Source organism: Streptomyces sp. NPDC059142 (genome assembly GCF_042755665.1).
Taxonomy (GTDB): Bacteria; Actinomycetota; Actinomycetes; order Streptomycetales; family Streptomycetaceae; genus Streptomyces.
Map to the genome: position 1 here is coordinate 1 of NZ_JBHZDA010000024.1, position 18,123 is coordinate 18,123.

The window sequence follows — 18,123 nt, forward strand, 5'->3', positions numbered from 1 at the left end:
CTCGGTGGGGCCCCACACCCCCCCACCCGCCCCTCCCCCCCCCCGCGTCTCCCCGGGCCAAATCGGCTGTTCCTGGCTCTGCGGTGTGCCTAAACGGTGCACTGACGGCGCGTCAGTAGCGCGGACGGCTGAACCACGCCGATGCCTGGCCGTTCACCATCGCGGCCAGGATGATCCCGCTGCACGCGAGCGAGACGACCCCGCCGAACGCCGCGGAACTGTTGCCGGCGGCCAGGTTGCTGAGACCGCCGAGGAGCGAGAGCGAGGCGTAGACGATCGTCGTCACACGGATCCCGGTGCCGCCGGTGGCGAACTTCACGCCCAGGAAGATCGAGAGGGCGCCGAGGCCTATGAGGAACAGGCCGAGGGCGATACCGACACCGCCGACGAGGCCGGCGGCCTCGCTGCTGCCCGCGGAGCTGCTGACCACACCGAGGGCGATGGCGACGATCAGCCCGAAGAGGATCTGGAAACCGGCGAAGATGAAGAGGATGACCCGCGCGGTCTTCATCAGACCGGGCATCTCCATCTGGCCGCCGGGGTAGCCGTACCCCATCGGAGCCTGCGGCGGGTTGGGGTAGCCGTAGCCGGGCTGCTGGGGCTGGCCCTGCGGGTAGCCGTACCCCTGCTGGCCCGGCGGCGGACCCTGGGGCTGGCCGTAGCCAGGCTGCTGGCCCTGCTGGCCGTAGGGATTGTTCGGGTCGCCGAAGCTCATGACGGGGTTCCTCCGTTGGTGATGCGGGGACGGAATGGCCCGCGCGGAGGAAAATCTCAGGTCTGAGCGGTCTGAGCGGTCTGCCCCCCGACGCCGGCCGCACTGCGACGTAATCGTGTTATCAACACACGGTTTTGTCCAGTCGCCTTCAACAGGTGTTGTGCAAGTGCAACGTCCCGTGCGCACGCGCGTGCGGTCAGCGGGCCGGGATGCGGAAGGGCACGGATTGGAACCCGGGAGGGGTCTTCCGCGAGGATGGGGGTATGAGCGCCCAGATTCTCGATGGCAAGGCCACCGCAGCCGCGATCAAGTCCGATCTCACCGTCCGCGTGGCGGCCCTCAAGGAGCGGGGTGTCACACCCGGTCTCGGAACCCTGCTGGTCGGGGACGACCCGGGCAGCCGCTGGTACGTCAACGGCAAGCACCGCGACTGCGCCCAGGTCGGTATCGCCTCCATCCAGCGTGAGCTGCCCGACACCGCCACGCAGGAGGAGATCGAGGCGGTCGTCGCCGAGCTGAACGCCAACCCCGAGTGCACCGGGTACATCGTGCAGCTTCCGCTGCCCAAGGGCATCGACACCAACCGGGTGCTGGAGCTGATGGACCCGGCCAAGGACGCCGACGGGCTGCACCCGATGAGCCTGGGCCGGCTGGTGCTCAACGAGACGGGGCCGCTGCCCTGCACCCCGTACGGCATCATCCAGCTCCTGCGCCACCACGGCGTCGAGATCAACGGCGCGCACATCGTGGTCGTGGGGCGTGGGATCACCGTGGGCCGGTCGATCCCCCTGCTGCTGACCCGTAAGTCCGAGAACGCGACGGTCACCCAGTGCCACACCGGCACGCGCGACCTGCCGGCGCTGCTCAAGCAGGCCGACATCATCGTGGCCGCTGCGGGCGTCCCGCACATCATCAACCCCGAGGACGTCAAGGAGGGCGCGGTCGTCCTCGACGTCGGCGTCAGCCGGGACGAGAACGGCAAGATCGTCGGTGATGTCCACCCGGGCGTCGCCGAGGTGGCGGCCTGGATCTCGCCGAACCCGGGGGGTGTGGGGCCGATGACCCGCGCGCAGCTTCTCGTCAATGTGGTCGAGGCGGCGGAACGTACGCTCAAGGACGCCGAATGATGGGTGCTGGCACAAGCCGGGACACGGGTCCGGACACCGGTTCGGAGACGGGTTCGGACACGGGTTCGGAGCCGGGACCTGTCGCGGATACGGGCAACGGCGCGCGCTCCGGTACGGGCGGTACGGAACGGGCCGAGGCGGCGGACGGGCACGGCCCCGACACCGTGGACGGCCCCGCAGCCCCGCCCGGCCCGCACGGCCCGGGGGCCACGGAGGGCTCCGACCCGGCCGAGGTGCCGGACGCGGCGGACGGGACCGGCGAGGCCGCCGGGACCGACGAGACGGACGAGGCCGATCCCGGCAGGCGGTTCGCGCTCACCCGGGACACCGCGCCCCCCGAGGGCGGCGGCCGTGCGGCACCCCGGGACGCCCCGGCGCCCGCCCGCCAGTGGCCGCTGCTCAGCGTGCTCGGGACGACCGGCCTCGGGCTGCTGATCGTCGGCCTCCACCCCTTCGCCGAGGCGTTCCGTATCGGCACGATCCTGATCGGTATCGCCCTCATCGGCGGTGCGGTCCTGCGGCGCGTCCTGCCGTCCGTCGGCATGCTCGCCGTGCGCTCACGCTTCACCGACATGCTCACGTACGGGCTGCTCGGCGTGGTGATCGTGCTGCTCTCGCTGATGACACAGCCGAAGCCCTGGCTGGAGATCCCCTTCCTGGAGGACACCCTCCACTTCACCGTGCGGTAGCGGTAGCGGTAGTAGAAGCAGTAGCGGTGCGGCCCGTCCCCTCCCCGAGGGGACGGGCCGTTGTCATACGCGGAGTGCTCGGGCCGACAGCGCGACGGTAGAGGTTTTCTGTGATGCCCGTGGCGCGGAAGTCACCATTCCGCCATGGTGTGATGACGGTGCGACGGATGGGAGACTGGGGCGGTGTTCGGACCGGGGCGCGCGGTGACACGTGCGTGCGGCCCCGAATGCTCCCGTGCGTGGCGCGCCCAGGGCCTGGCATCCTGGCCGGGCGCGCCTTCCACGGCGGTCCACGGCAGGGGGAAGCCGGGGGACGAGCCGGGTGGCCGCGGGCGCGGGGGAGCAAGGCAGCGCGGGGGAGCAAGACACAGCGCGGGGCTCATCAGGCACGTGCGGGGGGACAAGGGGGAGGCGGAATGCCTCGTTGGAAGGCGCTACCGGAAGGGCTCGACCCGGAGGTCGTCGAGTTCACCAGCCAGTTGCGCAGGCTCGTCGACCGCAGCGGTCTGAGCATCGCCGCCGTGGCCGACAGAACCGGCTACAGCAAGACGTCGTGGGAGCGTTATCTGAGCGGGCGGCTGCTCCCGCCCAAGCGCGCGGTCATCGCGCTCGCCGAGGTCACCGGCACGCAGCAGATCCATCTGACGACGATGTGGGAGCTGGCGGAGCGGGCCTGGAGCCGTTCCGAGATGCGCCACGACATGACCATGGAAGCGATCCGGATCTCCCAGGCGCGGAACGCACTTGCCGAATCCGGGAAGAATCCGATCGTCGGCGCCGAGGGTGCCGCGGCCGGCAAGGGTGGTTCGGGCGGCAAGGGCGACGCGAGCGCCAAGGGTGGCGCCACGCCGCCGGGCCGTGGACGGGGCACCGTACCGCCGCAGGGAACGCACGGAACGTACGGACGGCACGGAGCCCCCGGCGCGCACGCCGCGCACGGAACGCCGTCCTCCGGCCCGGCCGGCCCGGCAACCGGCGCCGCCGGCAAGGGCGGTAAGGGCGGCGGCAAGGGCGGCCGGCGCAAGGCGGTGGTCTTCGTGTCCGGTGTCGTCGGCGCGCTGGTGGTGGTCGGCGCCGCCTTCGCGCTCACCAGCCTCGGCGGCGACGGCGACGGCAAGGCGGTCGCCCAGTCGCCGTCGCCCTCCCCGTCCACCAGCGAACCGGCGCTGCCCGAAGGGGTGAAGTGCTCCGGTGAGGAGTGCGGGGGCAAGGACCCGGAAGTCATGGGCTGCGGCGGCGAGTTCGCCGAGACCGTCGCCAGCGCCACGGTCGGTACGGCGCTGGTCGAGGTCCGCTACAGCGAGACCTGCGGGGCCGCCTGGGCGCGGATCACGCAGGCGGCCCTCGGCGACGAGATACGGATCACCCCCGCGGACGGCCAGGACCAGGACCGGAGTCAGGACCAGGGTCAAGGCCAGGACCAAGGCGAGAGCCAGGACCCGGCCGCGGGACAGAGCGGTTCGGTGAACACCGGCACCAACGGGTACACGGCGATGCTCACGGCGCCCGACGCGGCGAGCGTCACCGCCTGCGCGACACTTGCGACCGGCGAGAAGGGCTGCACCACGCCCCGGGCATGACGGCGGACCCGACGCGGGCCACCGCACGTGAACCGCACGGCCACCGGGCCGTTCACCGGACCGTCCACCGGACCGTCCACCGGGCCGTCCGTACGGTTCCGGGACATCCGTACGGTCGTGAGCCGCGCCACAAAGGGGGCATGGGTGCACGCCGTCCCCGGTCGGATAGCCTGGCCGCCGGATATCTCTTCACGTCAAGATTCGGATGCCGGGCGGTCGAACACCGGCCCGCGTACGGAGCGGCACTGCGGAGATGTCCCGTATCAGGGGCAGGGACCCTCACCGCCAGACTGTCTTACGGAGACCGCCATGACCCGCACTCCCGTGAATGTCACCGTCACCGGCGCGGCCGGCCAGATCGGTTACGCGCTGCTCTTCCGCATCGCCTCCGGCCAGCTCCTCGGCTCGGACGTGCCGGTCAAGCTGCGTCTCCTCGAAATCCCTCAGGGCCTCAAGGCCGCCGAGGGCACCGCGATGGAGCTGGACGACTGCGCCTTCCCGCTGCTCAGCGGCATCGAGATCACCGATGACCCGAACGTCGCCTTCGACGGCGCGAACGTCGCCCTGCTGGTCGGCGCCCGCCCCCGTACCAAGGGCATGGAGCGCGGTGACCTGCTCTCCGCCAACGGCGGCATCTTCAAGCCGCAGGGCAAGGCGATCAACGACCACGCCGCCGACGACATCAAGGTCCTCGTCGTGGGCAACCCGGCCAACACCAACGCGCTGATCGCGCAGGCCGCCGCCCCGGACGTACCGCGTGAGCGCTTCACCGCCATGACGCGCCTCGACCACAACCGCGCCATCTCCCAGCTCGCCGCCAAGACCGGCGCCGCCGTCTCCGACATCAAGCGGCTGACGATCTGGGGCAACCACTCGGCCACGCAGTACCCGGACATCTTCCACGCGGAGATCGCGGGGAAGAACGCCGCCGAGGCCGTCAACGACGAGGCGTGGCTGGCCGACACCTTCATCCCGACCGTCGCCAAGCGCGGCGCGGCGATCATCGAGGCCCGTGGCGCGTCCTCGGCCGCCTCCGCCGCCAACGCGGCCATCGACCACGTCCACACCTGGGTCAACGGCACCGCCGAGGGCGACTGGACCTCGATGGGCATCCCGTCGGACGGTTCGTACGGGGTGCCGGAGGGTCTGATCTCCTCCTTCCCCGTCACCACCAAGAACGGCGTGTACGAGATCGTCCAGGGCCTGGACATCAACGACTTCTCGCGCACCCGGATCGACGCCTCCGTCAAGGAGCTGGCGGAGGAGCGCGACGCCGTGCGCGAGCTCGGTCTGCTCTGACCGGACCCGCACCACCCGCGTCACCCGCACCACCCCGCTTCATGAGGCCCCGTACCGCCGGACCACCACCGGCCGTACGGGGCCTTCGCGTTGCCTGCCTGCTTGCCTGCCTCGTCCACCGGCCTCCGGCCACAGACCATCTGGATCCGCCCTGTTGTCAACGTCCTCAAAAATGTAGTACTTCTTATACATGAGCGAGCAGGTGCACAACAGGTTGGCCGTGGTGAGAGCTGAACGGAAAGTGTCCCGTCAGCAGTTGGCCGAGGCGGTGGGAGCCCACTACCAGACCGTCGGCTACATCGAGCGCGGGCAGTACAACCCCAGCCTCGACCTGGCCCTGAGGATCGCGGAGTACTTCGGCCTCCCCGTGGAGGCGCTGTTCTCCCTCGAACCCTTCAGCCCGCTCACGCACGAGGTCTACGGGAGGAAGCAGTGATGACCGCACGAGAGACATCGGCGCCGACGGCGTACGACCGGCGCATGTACGCACTGATGAACCGGGGCGAGGCCGGGGCGTTCCACGCGACGGCCGCCCGCAGAAAGCTGCTCGTCGGCGCCCACGTCGCGCTGACCGCGCTCATGGTCGGCTCCTGGGGCGCGGCACAGGCGATGGACCGGACCTGGCCGCTCTTCGTGATGATCGGGCTGCTCCTGCCCTGGTGCCTGGCGACCGGGGTGCTCAACAGCGCCACGCGCGGGCTGCTGGAGCTGCGCGGCCGGATGCTGGACGAGCGGCAGCGCGCCGAGCGTGACCTGGTCAGGGCGCGCGCCCACGGGATCACCCTCCGTGTGCTGCTGGGGGGCGCCTTCGTCTTCGTCGTCCTGCACGCGCTCGGGGGCAGGGGCGTGACGGTGCCGCTGTCGTACGCCCTGGTCGTGGCCGTGATCGTGCACTGGCTGACACCACTGTGGCTGGCGGGCCTCGCGGTGCGCGACGAGCCCGCCGACGACTGACCACGGCATCGACGTACGGCGTGAGGACCGTCGGCGTACGGCGTGGACGAAAGGAGACACAGAGCACTTTCGGTCACGCCGTACGCATGCTTTCCACCCCCCTGGGCAGATGCCTGAATCGCCAGTTGTCGCTGGTGAGGAATGTTCCGGGAATGGAAGGCAATACGCGACGTGTCGGCACAACAGACGATTCATGTGGACGGAAAGTGGCGGGAAGCCGCGTCCGGCGCCACCCGGGACATCCTCGACCCGGCCGACGCCACGGTGCTCGCCGTCGTGTCCGAAGGCGGGACCCAGGACACCGACGCCGCGGTCGCCGCCGCGCGTGCCGCCTTCGACCACGGCCCCTGGCCGCGTACCCCGGTCGCCGAGCGCGCCGGGCTGCTGCGCAGGACCGCCGACCTGCTGATACGCAATCGCGAGAAGATAGCGCTGCTGGAGAGCAGGGACTCGGGCAAGACCCTCGAAGAGGGGCGCGTCGACGTCGACTGTGTCGCCGACGCCTTCCGCTACTTCGCGGACCTGGTGATGAACGAGAGCGGCGGCCGGGTCGTCGACGCCGGTTCCGACACCGTGCACAGCGTGGTCGTCCACGAGCCCGTCGGGGTCTGCGCGCTGATCACCCCCTGGAACTATCCGCTGCTCCAGGCGAGCTGGAAGATCGCCCCGGCGCTCGCCGCGGGCAACACCTTCGTGATCAAGCCGAGCGAGATCACCCCGCTCTCCACGGTCGACCTCATCGACCTGCTCGCCGAGGCGGGGCTGCCGCCCGGCGTCGCCAACCTGGTGACCGGCGCCGGTGACCCGGTCGGCGCCCGGCTCTCCGCCCACCCCGACGTGGACCTCGTCTCGTTCACCGGCGGCCTCAGCAGCGGTACGAAGGTGATGCAGGCGGCGGCCCCCGGCGTGAAGAAGGTCGCCCTCGAACTCGGCGGCAAGAACCCGAACGTCGTCTTCGCGGACGCGTGCGCCACCGACGAGGGCTTCGACACCGCCGTCGACCAGGCGCTGAACGCCGCCTTCATCCACAGCGGCCAGGTCTGCTCCGCCGGTTCCCGTCTGATCGTCGAGGAGTCGCTGCGCGAGCGGTTCGTCGCGGAGCTGGCCCGCCGCGCCGAGCGGATCCGGCTCGGCCGGGGCACCGAGGACGGTGTGGAGTGCGGCCCGCTCGTCTCCGCGCAGCAGCTCGCCAAGACCGAGGAGTACGTGGCCTCCGCGCTCGCCGAGGGCGCCGTCCTGCGCTCCGGCGGCAAGCGCCCCGGGCCGTCCGGGGTACGTCCCGACGGCGGCTACTTCTACGAGCCGACCGTCCTCGACCAGTGCCACCGCGAGATGCGGGTCGTACGGGAGGAGGTCTTCGGCCCCGTCCTGACGGTCGAGACCTTCCGTACGGAGGACGAGGCGGTCGCCCTCGCCAACGACACCGAGTACGGGCTCGCGGGCGGCGTGTGGAGCGCGGACGCGGGGCGCGCGCGGCGCGTGGCCGGCCGGCTGCGGCACGGCACCGTCTGGATCAACGACTTCCACCCGTATCTGCCGCAGGCCGAGTGGGGCGGCTTCGGGAAGTCCGGCGTCGGACGCGAGCTGGGACCGGCGGGGCTCGCCGAGTACCGCGAGGCCAAGCACGTCTACCAGAACCTCGCACCGGCCCCGGTCCGCTGGTTCAAGGGCTGACACCACGCCCCGGCCGCACGAACCTCGTACGACCCTCCAGCAGAGGAGCAGACCACGCATGGCCATGACGGACAGGACGGGCTCGGCGCAGCCGCCGGACACGGCAGTCACGGCGGACACGGCAGTCACGGCAGTCACGGCGGACACGGCGGACACGGCGGACACGGCGGACACGGCAGAGACGGCGGAGACGGCGGACACGTACGACTACGTCGTCGTCGGCGGCGGTACGGCGGGCTCGGTGATCGCCTCCCGGCTCACCGAGAACCCCGGAGTCACCGTCGCCGTCATCGAGGGCGGCCCCTCCGACGTCGACCGCGAGGACGTGCTGACCCTGCGGCGCTGGATGGGCCTGCTGGGCGGCGAGCTGGACTACGACTACCCGACGACCGAGCAGCCGCGCGGCAACTCGCACATCCGGCACAGCCGCGCCCGCGTGCTGGGCGGCTGCTCCTCGCACAACACGCTCATCGCGTTCAAGCCGCTGCCCTCCGACTGGGACGAGTGGGCGGCGGCCGGCGCCGAGGGCTGGGACGCGGGCTCGATGGACCCGTACTTCCCCCGGCTGCGCAACAACGTCGTACCGGTCGACGAGCGGGACCGCAACGCCATCGCCCGCGACTTCGTCGACGCGGCCCGGGCGGCGCTGGACGTCCCGCGCGTCGAAGGCTTCAACCGGCAGCCCTTCCACGAGGGCGTCGGCTTCTTCGACCTCGCCTACCACCCGGAGGACAACAAGCGTTCCTCCGCGTCCGTCGCCTACCTCCACCCCTTCCTGGACCGGCCCAACCTCCATCTGCTGCTGGAGACCTGGGCGTACCGGCTGGAGCTGTCGGGCACCCGCGCCACCGGCGTACGGGTACGGACGGCCGACGGCGAGGAGAAGCTGATCGAGGCCCGCGCCGAGGTCGTCGTCTGCGCGGGCGCCGTCGACACGCCCCGGCTGCTGCTGCACTCCGGCATCGGCCCGCGCGCCGACCTGGAGAAGCTCGGCATCCCCGTCGTCCACGATCTGCCGGGCGTCGGCGAGAACCTGCTCGACCACCCCGAGTCGGTCATCGTCTGGGAGACCGAGGGGCCGATCCCGGAGAACTCGGCGATGGACTCCGACGCGGGGCTCTTCGTCCGGCGCGACCCGGCCGCCGAGGGCCCTGACCTGATGTTCCACTTCTACCAGATCCCCTTCACCGACAATCCGGAGCGCCTCGGGTACGAACGCCCCGAGCACGGCGTGTCGATGACGCCGAACATCCCCAAGCCGCGCAGCCGCGGCCGGCTCTACCTCACGAGCGCGGACCCGCAGGTCAAACCCGCCCTGGACTTCCGCTACTTCACCGACGAGGACGACTACGACGGCCGCACGCTCGTCGACGGCATCAGAATCGCCCGCCGGGTCGCCGCCGCCGAACCGCTGTCGACCTGGCTGAAGCGCGAGGTCGCGCCGGGCCCGGAGATCACCTCCGACGAGGAACTGAGCGAGTACGCCCGTAAGTGCGCCCACACCGTGTACCACCCCGCCGGCACCTGCCGGATGGGTGCCGCCACCGATGAACAGGCCGTCGTCGCACCCGATCTGCGGATCCGGGGACTCGAATCCATCCGTATCGCCGACGCGTCGGTCTTCCCGACGATGCCCGCGGTGAATCCGATGATCGGGGTCCTCATGGTCGGGGAGAAGTGCGCCGAACTGCTCATGGGGGCAGCCGACGAGGAGAAGGGGCTGAACCGATGAGCGACATCGACCGTGCCGGGACCACCATCGACCGGGCCGGGAGCACCACGGAGGGCGGGAACCGTACGGACCGGCCGCCCGTCTTCGCCGTACGCGACCTGTGGAAGGTCTTCGGGCCGCAGGCCGACCGGATACCCGCCGACCCGGAACTCGCCGCGCTCACCCCTCCCGAACTGCGTGAACGCACCGGCTGTACCGCCGCGGTACGCGATGTCTCCTTCGACGTCCGCAAGGGCGAGGTCTTCGTCGTCATGGGCCTGTCGGGCTCCGGCAAGTCCACGCTCGTCCGCTGTCTGACCCGGCTCATCGAGCCGACGTCCGGCGAGATCGCCATCGACGGCGAGGACGTCCTGTCGATGGACACCTCCCGGCTGCGCGCCCTGCGCCGGCACCGCGCCGCCATGGTCTTCCAGCACTTCGGCCTGCTGCCGCACCGCTCCGTGCTCGACAACGTCGCCTACGGCCTGGAGATCCAGGGCATGGGCCGCGCCGAGCGCCGCGAGAAGGCCGCCGAGGTCGTCTCCAAGGTCGGCCTCGACGGTCTGGAGGACCGCAGGCCGGGACAGCTCTCCGGCGGTCAGCAGCAGCGCGTCGGACTGGCCCGCGCGCTCGCCGTCGACCCTGAGGTGCTCCTCTTCGACGAGCCGTTCAGCGCGCTCGACCCGCTGATCCGCCGGGAGATGCAGGAGGAGGTCATCCGGCTGCACCGCGAGGAGGGCCGCACGATGGTCTTCATCACCCACGACCTCAACGAGGCGCTGCGCCTCGGCGACCGTATCGCGCTGATGCGCGACGGCCGGATCGTGCAGCTCGGCACGCCCGAGGAGATCGTCGGACACCCGGCCGACGCGTACGTACGGGACTTCGTCCGCGACGTACCGCGCGAGCAGGTCATCACCGTACGGGCGGCGATGCGGGCACCCGCCGCCGGGGACACGGACACGGTCACGGACACGAGCCCCGGCACGGGTCCGGCGCTCGCGCCGACCGCGACTGTCTCGGAGGCGATCGAGGCCGTGGCACGCTCCGGCGACGCCACGGCGCGGGTGGTCGACGGGGGCCGGCTCCTCGGCGTCGTCGACCACGCGTGCCTGCTCGGAGTGGTCGCGGGGATCGACGGTACGGCCGTCGCCTCCGGGACCTCCGGAACGTCCGAGGCCGCCGGGGCCGCCGGGACAACCGGGACCGCCGGAACGTCCGAGGTCACCGGGGCTTCCGGTACGGACGTGGCGGCGCGACCGGAGAACGGAGAGGCGGCCCTGCGATGACCGCCGCCACGGGCACCACCCCCCGCACCGGCCCCGCCTCCGGACCCCACGGAACCTCCGGGAGCTCCGGAACACCAGGAACCCCCGGAGCCCCCGGCGGCCCGGGAACCCCGGGGACCACCTCGCGAACGGCCACCGGCCTCTCGGCCGCGCTGCGGCGCCGGCCCGGGCTCGGCAAGCTCCTGCTCCTCGCGGTGTTCGCCGCCGTCCTCGTCCCGGTCGCCCTCACCCGCTGGCCCGGCACCGCCTGGCCCGCGGCGCTGACCGTCGACCTCTCCGCGCCGCTCGGCAGCGCCAGCGACTGGATCATCGACAACCGCGACAGCCACCCGATCTTCCTCTACTTCTTCGGCTACCTCAGCAACGCCGTCGTCCTCTCCGTACGCGGCGTCTACCTGCTGCTGCTCGCCATGGGCTGGGCCGGGGTCACCGCGGCGGCCGGCCTGATCGCCTGGCGCGTCGCGGGGGTGCGCCTCGCCCTCACCGCCGCCGCCTCCTTCGCCCTGTGCGGGGTGCTCGGCATGTGGGTGCCGACGATGCAGACGCTCTCGCTGATGATCGTCGCCGTCGCCGCGTCCGTCGTGGTCGGCGCGCTCCTCGGCCTCGCCGCCGGACTCTCCGACCGGCTGCACCGGGCGCTGCGCCCCGTACTCGACACCATGCAGGTGCTGCCCGCCTTCGCCTATCTGCTGCCCGTCGTGCTGATCTTCGGCATCGGGGTGCCCGCGGCGGTCCTGGCGACCGTCGTGTACGCGGCCCCGCCGATGGCCCGGCTCACCGCGCTCGGCCTGCGCGAGGCGGACCGCGGTGTGATGGAGGCCGTCACCTCCCTCGGTACGACGGCCAGGCAGCGGCTGCTGACCGCGCGCCTGCCGCTCGCCCGTAAACAGCTCCTCCTCGGTCTCAACCAGACGATCATGATGGCGCTGTCGATGGCCGTCATCGCGTCCGTGATCGGCGCCGGGGGGCTCGGCGACCGGGTCTACCAGGCGCTCGCCTCGGTCGACGTCGGCGCGGCGCTCGCCGCGGGGCTGCCGATCGTGCTGCTCGCCGTCGTCCTCGACCGGACCACCGCGGCGGCGGGCTCCGGCCTCGACCGGCCGCCCGCGTCCTCTGCGGCGGACCGGTTCCGTACGGGGTGGCGCGGCGGGGTCGTCGTGGTCGCGGCCGCCGCACTCGTCGCGCTCGCCGGGCGGCTCGTGGGCCGGCTCGACTGGCCCGAGAGCTGGATCCTCAACATCGCCGAGCCCGTCAACAGCGCCGTCGACTGGATGACCGCGCACCTCTACTCCGGGATCCCCGTCGTCGGCGGGACCGCCGACTGGGCCGGCCGCTTCACCACCTGGGTGCTCGACCCGCTGCGCGGCGGACTCCAGGCGCTGCCCTGGTGGGCGCTGCTGCTGGTCGTCGCCGGGCTCGCGCTGCTCATCGGCACGTGGCGGACCGCGCTCACCGCCGTCCTCGCCCTGGCCGCGATCGGTGTGCTCGGCGTCTGGAAGCCGTCGCTGGACACGCTCTCCCAGGTGCTGGCCGCCGTCGCCGTCACGCTGGTCATCGGCTTCGCCACCGGGATCGCGGCGGCCCGCAGCGCCCGCTTCGAAGCGCTGTTGCGGCCCGTCCTGGACGTCTTCCAGACCCTGCCGCAGTTCGTCTATCTGATCCCCGTGGTCGCGCTCTTCGGCGTGGGCCGGGCACCGGCGGTCGCCGCGGCCGTCGTCTACGCGCTGCCCGCCGTCGTCCGCATCACCACCCAGGGGCTGCGCCAGGTCGACCCGGCCGCGCTGGAGTCCGCGCGCTCCCTCGGCGCGACCGCCTCCCAGCAACTGCGCCAGGTCCAACTGCCCCTCGCCGGACCGGCGCTGCGCCTCGCGCTCAACCAGGGCGTGGTCCTCGTCCTCGCCGTCGTCATCATCGGCGGTCTGGTCGGTGGCGGGGCGCTCGGTTACGACGTGGTGTTCGGCCTGGCCCAGGGCGACCTGGCGACCGGCCTGGTCGCGGGCGCGGCCATCGTCTGCCTCGGTCTGATGCTGGACCGGGTGACCCAGCCCACGGAACGCCGTGGCGGAGAAAGGAAGGGGGCCTGACATGGCGCACACCCGTACGCGTATCCGTACGGCCGGGGCTCTCGCCTCGGCGACCGCCCTGCTGGCCGTCACCGGCTGCGGCGCGGCCGACATGACCAAGCAGGCGTCGCCGTACGCCAACGCGCAGGGCTCGAAGACGGTCACCCTCTCCGTGCAGTCGTGGGTCGGCGCGCAGGCCAACGTGGCGGTGGCGACGTATCTGCTCGAACACGAGCTGGGCTACCGCGTGGACACCGTCCAGGTCGACGAGGTCCCCGCGTGGGACGCCCTCAGCCAGGGCCGGGTCGACGCGATCCTGGAGGACTGGGGCCACCCCGAGCAGGAGCAGCGCTACGTCAAGGACAAGAAGACGATCACCCCGGGCGGCGGGCTCGGGGTCACCGGTCACATCGGCTGGTTCGTCCCCACGTACTTCGCGAAGCAGCACCCGGACGTGACCGACTGGCGCAACCTCAACAAGTACGCGGACCAGTTCCGCACCCCGGAGAGCGGCGGCAAGGGCCAGTTGATGGACGGCTCGCCGTCGTACGTCACCAACGACAAGGCGCTGGTGTCCAATCTGAAGCTGGACTACCAGGTCGTCTTCGCGGGCTCCGAGGCGGCGCAGATCACGCAGATGAAGCAGTTCGCCAAGGAGAAGAAGCCGTTCCTCACCTACTGGTACACGCCGCAGTGGCTGTTCCAGCGGGTGCCGATGACGGAGGTCGAGCTCCCGGAGTACAAGGAGGGCTGCGACGCCGACCCGGAGAAGGTCGCCTGCGCCTATCCGCACACCCCGCTCCAGAAGTACCTGAACGCGGACTTCGCGAAGAAGGGCGGCGGCGCGGCGACGCTGCTGAAGAACTTCCACTGGACGACCGAGGCACAGAACGAGGTCGCCCTGATGATCGCTGAGCAGAAGCTCTCCCCGGAGAAGGCGGCGGAGAAGTGGGTCGACGCGAACGGGCCGACGTGGAAGAAGTGGCTCCCGAAGAAGTGACGGAGCGAGCGGTACGGGGAGCCTCTCCGTACCGCTCACACCCGGGCGCCGGAACCATCGAGTCCCGCCCGGCCCGCGCTCCGCGGGGGCCGAACCGGCGCCCAGCGGGGCCCCGTGTCCCGGTCTCCGCTCCAGATGTACTGCGCGTCCGGCGTGCGCGTCATGCCGAAGTCGTAGAGGGACGGCGCTCCCGCGTCCTCCCACCTCCGCCACGCCCTGACGACGTCATCGGCCAGCCGCCGTGGCCCGCCCTGCCGGGCCACGGCCGGGCCGTCGGCCGCACCGGCGAGGGTCGCCCAGGAGGAACCGCCGTCGTGCAGCCGGGCGGTCGCACCGGTCCCGTCGGACTCCGTGGTGATCCGTACGTCGGGGAGCAGCACCCGCAGGGCGAAGAGCAGGTTCCCGTCCGTGAGCGCTCGCGGCTCCCTGGGAAAGGGGGATTCGGTCCCGGGCGGGACCGTGTCGCGGATCTCGTGGAACGCCCGTCCCTGACCGGCCGCGTACCGGCTGGGCATGAACATCCCCAGGCCCTGCATCCAGCCGGAGGCGGACCGGCCGTCGTCGTCCACCGTGAGCGCGACATGGCCGAGCCGGCCCCACGGGGTGACGATGCGGCCGCCCGGGCGGGTCTGCTCCACCCACGCCCAGGGCACCTCCTCCACCGCGTACGTCGCGATGACCCGGTCGTACGGCGCCCCTTCCAGGAGCCCGTGCGTCCCGTCGCCCACGCGTACCGACACCTCCGCGCCCGCGCGCCCGATCCGCTCCCGCGCGGCGTACGCCAGCTCCGCGTCGAACTCCACACTGGCGACCCGCCCGGCACCCGCGCGCACACCCAGCAGCGCGGCGTTCCATCCCGCTCCCGTGCCGAGTTCGAGCACCCGGTGGCCGGGTTCGGGCATCAGCGAGTCGAGCATGTCGGCCACGACCGAGACGCAGGACAGGCTGGAGGTGGGCAGGCCGTCGGTGACCTGGATGACCGTGGAGTCGTACACCCCCGCGTACACGGCGTCCGCCCACGCCCGGGGATCGGCGGCCCGGTCCACCGGCGCGTACTCCTCGCCCCCCCACACCCAGACCCGCTCCGGCGCGAACAGGTCCCGGGGCACCGCGTCGACGGCTTCACGGACCCAGGGCGAGTCCTCCGGCCAGCAGCCACGGGACGCCATGCCGTCCGCGAGCCGCCGCCGGTATCCGTCGAGGTCCACAGGCTCCAGGATCTCCACGGTTACTTCCTGCGCTTGCCGTTGGGGGGTGGAGGGTCGGGCACCTTGCTGTCGGAGTTCCCCGGCGGAGGTTTGCCCTGAGAGGGGTCAGGGGCCGGCTTGTTGTGACTGCCCACAGAGGTCTCCGTTCGCCCGGGTCATGGGGAGGTACGCGGATATCGTCGCGCACAGCGATCACTCTGGGCAACGGCTGGTCACTCTCTGGCGTCCATTCGCCAAGCCCCTCCGTCCTCGCCGCCGCCCTCCGCGGGCGGCGGCGGTTCGCCGAAGCGGGCCAGGGTCAGGGCGCCCGCCACCGCGACGGCGAAGCCGGTGATCGCCAGCCATTCGAGGCCGCCCCGGGTGCGGTCGCCGAGCCAGGCGATGCCGACCAGGGCCGGGCCGATCGTCTCGCCGAGGACCAGGCCGGCCGTGGCCGTGGTCACCGAGCCGCGCTGGAGGGCCGAGGTGAGCAGCAGGAACGCGGCGGCGCCGCCCAGGAGCAGGGCGTACAGGGCCGGGTTCGCGGGGTCGAGAGGGGCGGCCGGGTCGATCAGCCGGACCGCCACCTCCACCACACCGAAGCCGAGCCCCGAGCCCAGTCCGAGCGCGAGGGCCCTGGCCCGGTCCGGGAGGCGGCCCGCGGCGGCGCCCGTCAGGGGGATCGCCACCGCGACGGCCAGCAGCGACCAGGGCAGCGCCGCCGGGCCCGTACCGCCGCCTTCCGGACCCGAGGACAGGCCCAGCATCGCGAGGCCGCCGCAGACCACCGCCACCGCGGCCCACTCCGCGGAGCTGAGGCGTACGCGCAGGACCCGCGCCGCGACCACCGCCGTCACCGCCAGACTCGCGGCGAGCGCCGCGCCCACCGCGTAGATCGGCAGCGAGCGCAGCGCGACGATCTGGAGGACGAACCCCAGCGCGTCCAGGCCCAGACCGGCCGCGTACCGCCACTGCCGCAGCGCCCGCAGCAGCAGCGCGGGATCGACCCCCGACCCCGTCCCGGGCTCCGCGGCGCGCGTGGCGACGGCCTGGAGTACGGAGGCGGTGCCGTAACAGACCGCCGAGCCCAGCGCGCAGATCATCCCAAGAAGCACAAAGCGACTCTAGAGCCCTTGAGACGGACTCAACAGCGGGAAACGGCGCACCGTCCTTACAGTCCGGCGAACCGGCCATCTAGGGTGTTCGGGCGGCCACTTGGCCGGAATCGAACATCACGGGGGAGGTGCGGCACATGACCGCACGGCAACGGAAGCTGAGGTCGAGCACGGTCGTGCTCGGATCCATGGGGGTACTGGCGCTCGCGCTCACGTCCTGCGGCTCGGAGCCCGACAAGCGGTGCGCCGACCGTACGACCAAGGAGACCCTGCCCAGCTCCCAGTGCAGGAGCGGCGGCAGCGGCTCGTACTACTACGGAGGCTCCAGCAGCAAGGGCAGGGTCGACGGCGGCAGCTTCGACAAGTCGGCCGTCGACCGCGGCGGCCTCGGCTGCTCCAAGTCCGGCTCCGGCGGCGGCTGATGAAACGTCACACCATCGCCCCGCGCCCCGACTGGCAGCGGACCGTCGAGGAGCAGGGCGTCGTCTACCCGCTCACCCGCCACCCCGACGGCTCGCTGCGCCCGTACTGGGACGAGAGCGCCTACTACACCTTCACCCTGCCCGAGGTGGAGGCCCTCGAAGAGACCGTCGAGGAGCTGCACGCCCTCTGCCTGGACGCCGCCGCGCACATCGTCGCGCACGACCGCTTCGCCGACCTGGGCATCACCGACCCCCGGCTGGCCGGCCTGATCTCCGAGTCGTGGCGGCGCCGCGCCGAACTGCCCTCCCTGTACGGCCGGTTCGACCTGGTCTACGACGGCACGGGTCCGGCCAGGATGCTGGAGTACAACGCCGACACGCCCACCTCGCTGGTCGAGGCCGCGAGCGCCCAGTGGTTCTGGATGGAGGATCGTTTCCCCGGCGCCGACCAGTGGAACTCCCTCCACGAACGCCTCGTCGACGCCTGGCGGCGGCAGGCCGCCCTGCTGCCGCCGGGGCCTGTCCACTTCGCGCACTCCGACGGCGACGAACTGGGCGAGGACCTGATGACCGTCGCCTACCTGCGCGAGACCGCCGTCCAGGCCGGTCTGGACACCGAGGCGCTCTCCGTCGAGGAGATCGGCTGGGACCGGCTCTCCGGCCGCTTCGTCGACGACCGGCTCCGCTACATCCGTACCTGCTTCAAGCTCTACCCCTGGGAGTGGCTGGCCACCGACCGGTTCGGACCGCACGTCCTGGACACCCTCGACAACGGCGGCGGTACGGGCACCACCTGCTGGATCGAACCCGCCTGGAAGATGCTCCTGTCCAACAAGGCGCTCCTCGCGATCCTCTGGGAGCTGAACCCCGGCCACCCCCATCTCCTCCCCGCCCATCTCGACGGCCCCCGCGAACTCGCCGCCACCCGCGGCTATGTCGCCAAGCCGCTGCTGGGCCGCGAGGGCGCCGGGGTCACGGTCCACGAACCGGGCGGGCCGCCGGTGGTCCGGGACGAGGCGTGCTGCTACCAGGAACTGGCCCCGCTGCCCGCCTTCGACGGCAACCACGTCGTCCTCGGCGCGTGGGTGGTCGGGGACGAGGCGGCCGGGCTCGGCATCCGCGAGTCGGCGGGGCTGATCACGGACGAGTACGCGCGCTTCCTGCCGCATCTCATCCCCTCCACGTGATCCCGGGGCCGCCCTGTTGCCCTCCAACGGCAGCCTGGACAGCCCCTGTTCACCGGATCGGGTTCTCTTTTCAGCGATCCCGACGCGCCCGGGGACCGGCAGCCGTACCGT

16 protein-coding genes are annotated in these 18,123 nt (G+C 71.9%); 13 read left to right on the top strand and 3 right to left on the bottom strand.

Annotation, left to right across the window (positions count from 1 at the left end; translation table 11 throughout):
- Positions 1-112 precede the first annotated feature (112 nt).
- A complete protein-coding gene (locus ACFXPK_RS12030) occupies positions 113-715 on the bottom strand; it encodes a hypothetical protein (protein ID WP_384994646.1) in 603 nt (200 codons plus the stop codon).
- Between the two features lie 263 nt (positions 716-978).
- Here ACFXPK_RS12030 and ACFXPK_RS12035 point away from each other — a divergent pair, with 263 nt between their 5' ends.
- The 11 genes from ACFXPK_RS12035 to ACFXPK_RS12085 all read left to right on the top strand — a co-directional run bounded on the left by ACFXPK_RS12035 (position 979) and on the right by ACFXPK_RS12085 (position 14,101).
- Positions 979-1,842, top strand: coding sequence for a bifunctional methylenetetrahydrofolate dehydrogenase/methenyltetrahydrofolate cyclohydrolase (locus tag ACFXPK_RS12035; RefSeq protein WP_384994648.1), 864 nt, complete (start codon positions 979-981; stop codon positions 1,840-1,842).
- Complete coding sequence (locus tag ACFXPK_RS12040; protein WP_385074343.1) at positions 1,842-2,531, top strand: DUF3017 domain-containing protein; 690 nt, start codon at positions 1,842-1,844, stop codon at positions 2,529-2,531. The genes ACFXPK_RS12035 and ACFXPK_RS12040 overlap by 1 nt, the downstream gene beginning before the upstream one ends.
- A gap of 416 nt (positions 2,532-2,947) precedes the next feature.
- A complete protein-coding gene (locus ACFXPK_RS12045) occupies positions 2,948-4,111 on the top strand; it encodes a helix-turn-helix domain-containing protein (RefSeq protein WP_385074345.1) in 1,164 nt (387 codons plus the stop codon).
- A 309-nt stretch (positions 4,112-4,420) separates the two neighbouring features.
- Positions 4,421-5,410, top strand: a complete 990-nt coding sequence (locus ACFXPK_RS12050; protein ID WP_385074348.1) for a malate dehydrogenase — start codon at positions 4,421-4,423, stop codon at positions 5,408-5,410.
- A gap of 190 nt (positions 5,411-5,600) precedes the next feature.
- Complete coding sequence (locus ACFXPK_RS12055) at positions 5,601-5,846, top strand: helix-turn-helix transcriptional regulator (protein ID WP_384994659.1); 246 nt, start codon at positions 5,601-5,603, stop codon at positions 5,844-5,846.
- A complete protein-coding gene (locus tag ACFXPK_RS12060) occupies positions 5,846-6,364 on the top strand; it encodes a hypothetical protein (RefSeq protein ID WP_384994661.1) in 519 nt (172 codons plus the stop codon). The genes ACFXPK_RS12055 and ACFXPK_RS12060 overlap by 1 nt, the downstream gene beginning before the upstream one ends.
- 141 nt (positions 6,365-6,505) lie before the next feature.
- A complete protein-coding gene (locus ACFXPK_RS12065) occupies positions 6,506-8,038 on the top strand; it encodes an aldehyde dehydrogenase family protein (RefSeq protein WP_384994663.1) in 1,533 nt (510 codons plus the stop codon).
- A 58-nt stretch (positions 8,039-8,096) separates the two neighbouring features.
- Positions 8,097-9,770 carry a GMC family oxidoreductase gene (locus tag ACFXPK_RS12070; RefSeq protein ID WP_385074352.1) on the top strand — a complete coding sequence of 558 codons (1,674 nt, stop codon included), beginning with the start codon at positions 8,097-8,099 and terminating at the stop codon, positions 9,768-9,770.
- The gene (locus ACFXPK_RS12075; protein ID WP_385074355.1) at positions 9,767-11,038 is read left to right on the top strand and encodes a glycine betaine/L-proline ABC transporter ATP-binding protein; all 1,272 of its coding nucleotides are present in this window, start codon (positions 9,767-9,769) and stop codon (positions 11,036-11,038) included. Before ACFXPK_RS12070 ends, ACFXPK_RS12075 begins: the two co-directional genes overlap by 4 nt.
- Positions 11,035-13,122 carry an ABC transporter permease gene (locus ACFXPK_RS12080; protein ID WP_385074357.1) on the top strand — a complete coding sequence of 696 codons (2,088 nt, stop codon included), beginning with the start codon at positions 11,035-11,037 and terminating at the stop codon, positions 13,120-13,122. Before ACFXPK_RS12075 ends, ACFXPK_RS12080 begins: the two co-directional genes overlap by 4 nt.
- A 1-nt stretch (position 13,123) precedes the next feature.
- Positions 13,124-14,101: an ABC transporter substrate-binding protein gene (locus ACFXPK_RS12085; RefSeq protein ID WP_384994672.1), complete on the top strand. Its 978-nt coding sequence runs from the start codon at positions 13,124-13,126 to the stop codon at positions 14,099-14,101.
- Between the two features lie 35 nt (positions 14,102-14,136).
- Here ACFXPK_RS12085 and ACFXPK_RS12090 read toward each other — a convergent pair whose 3' ends face one another.
- Together ACFXPK_RS12090 and ACFXPK_RS12095 are read right to left on the bottom strand one after the other, a co-directional pair.
- The gene (locus tag ACFXPK_RS12090; RefSeq protein ID WP_385074361.1) at positions 14,137-15,327 is read right to left on the bottom strand and encodes a methyltransferase domain-containing protein; all 1,191 of its coding nucleotides are present in this window, start codon (positions 15,325-15,327) and stop codon (positions 14,137-14,139) included.
- A 194-nt stretch (positions 15,328-15,521) separates the two neighbouring features.
- A complete protein-coding gene (locus ACFXPK_RS12095; RefSeq protein ID WP_385074432.1) occupies positions 15,522-16,391 on the bottom strand; it encodes a hypothetical protein in 870 nt (289 codons plus the stop codon).
- 149 nt (positions 16,392-16,540) lie between these two features.
- Here ACFXPK_RS12095 and ACFXPK_RS12100 point away from each other — a divergent pair, with 149 nt between their 5' ends.
- Positions 16,541-16,825 carry a hypothetical protein gene (locus tag ACFXPK_RS12100; RefSeq protein ID WP_384994676.1) on the top strand — a complete coding sequence of 95 codons (285 nt, stop codon included), beginning with the start codon at positions 16,541-16,543 and terminating at the stop codon, positions 16,823-16,825.
- On the top strand, positions 16,825-18,012 hold the full coding sequence (locus tag ACFXPK_RS12105) for a glutathionylspermidine synthase family protein (protein WP_384994678.1): 1,188 nt from the start codon (positions 16,825-16,827) through the stop codon (positions 18,010-18,012). The genes ACFXPK_RS12100 and ACFXPK_RS12105 overlap by 1 nt, the downstream gene beginning before the upstream one ends.
- Positions 18,013-18,123 lie beyond the last annotated feature (111 nt).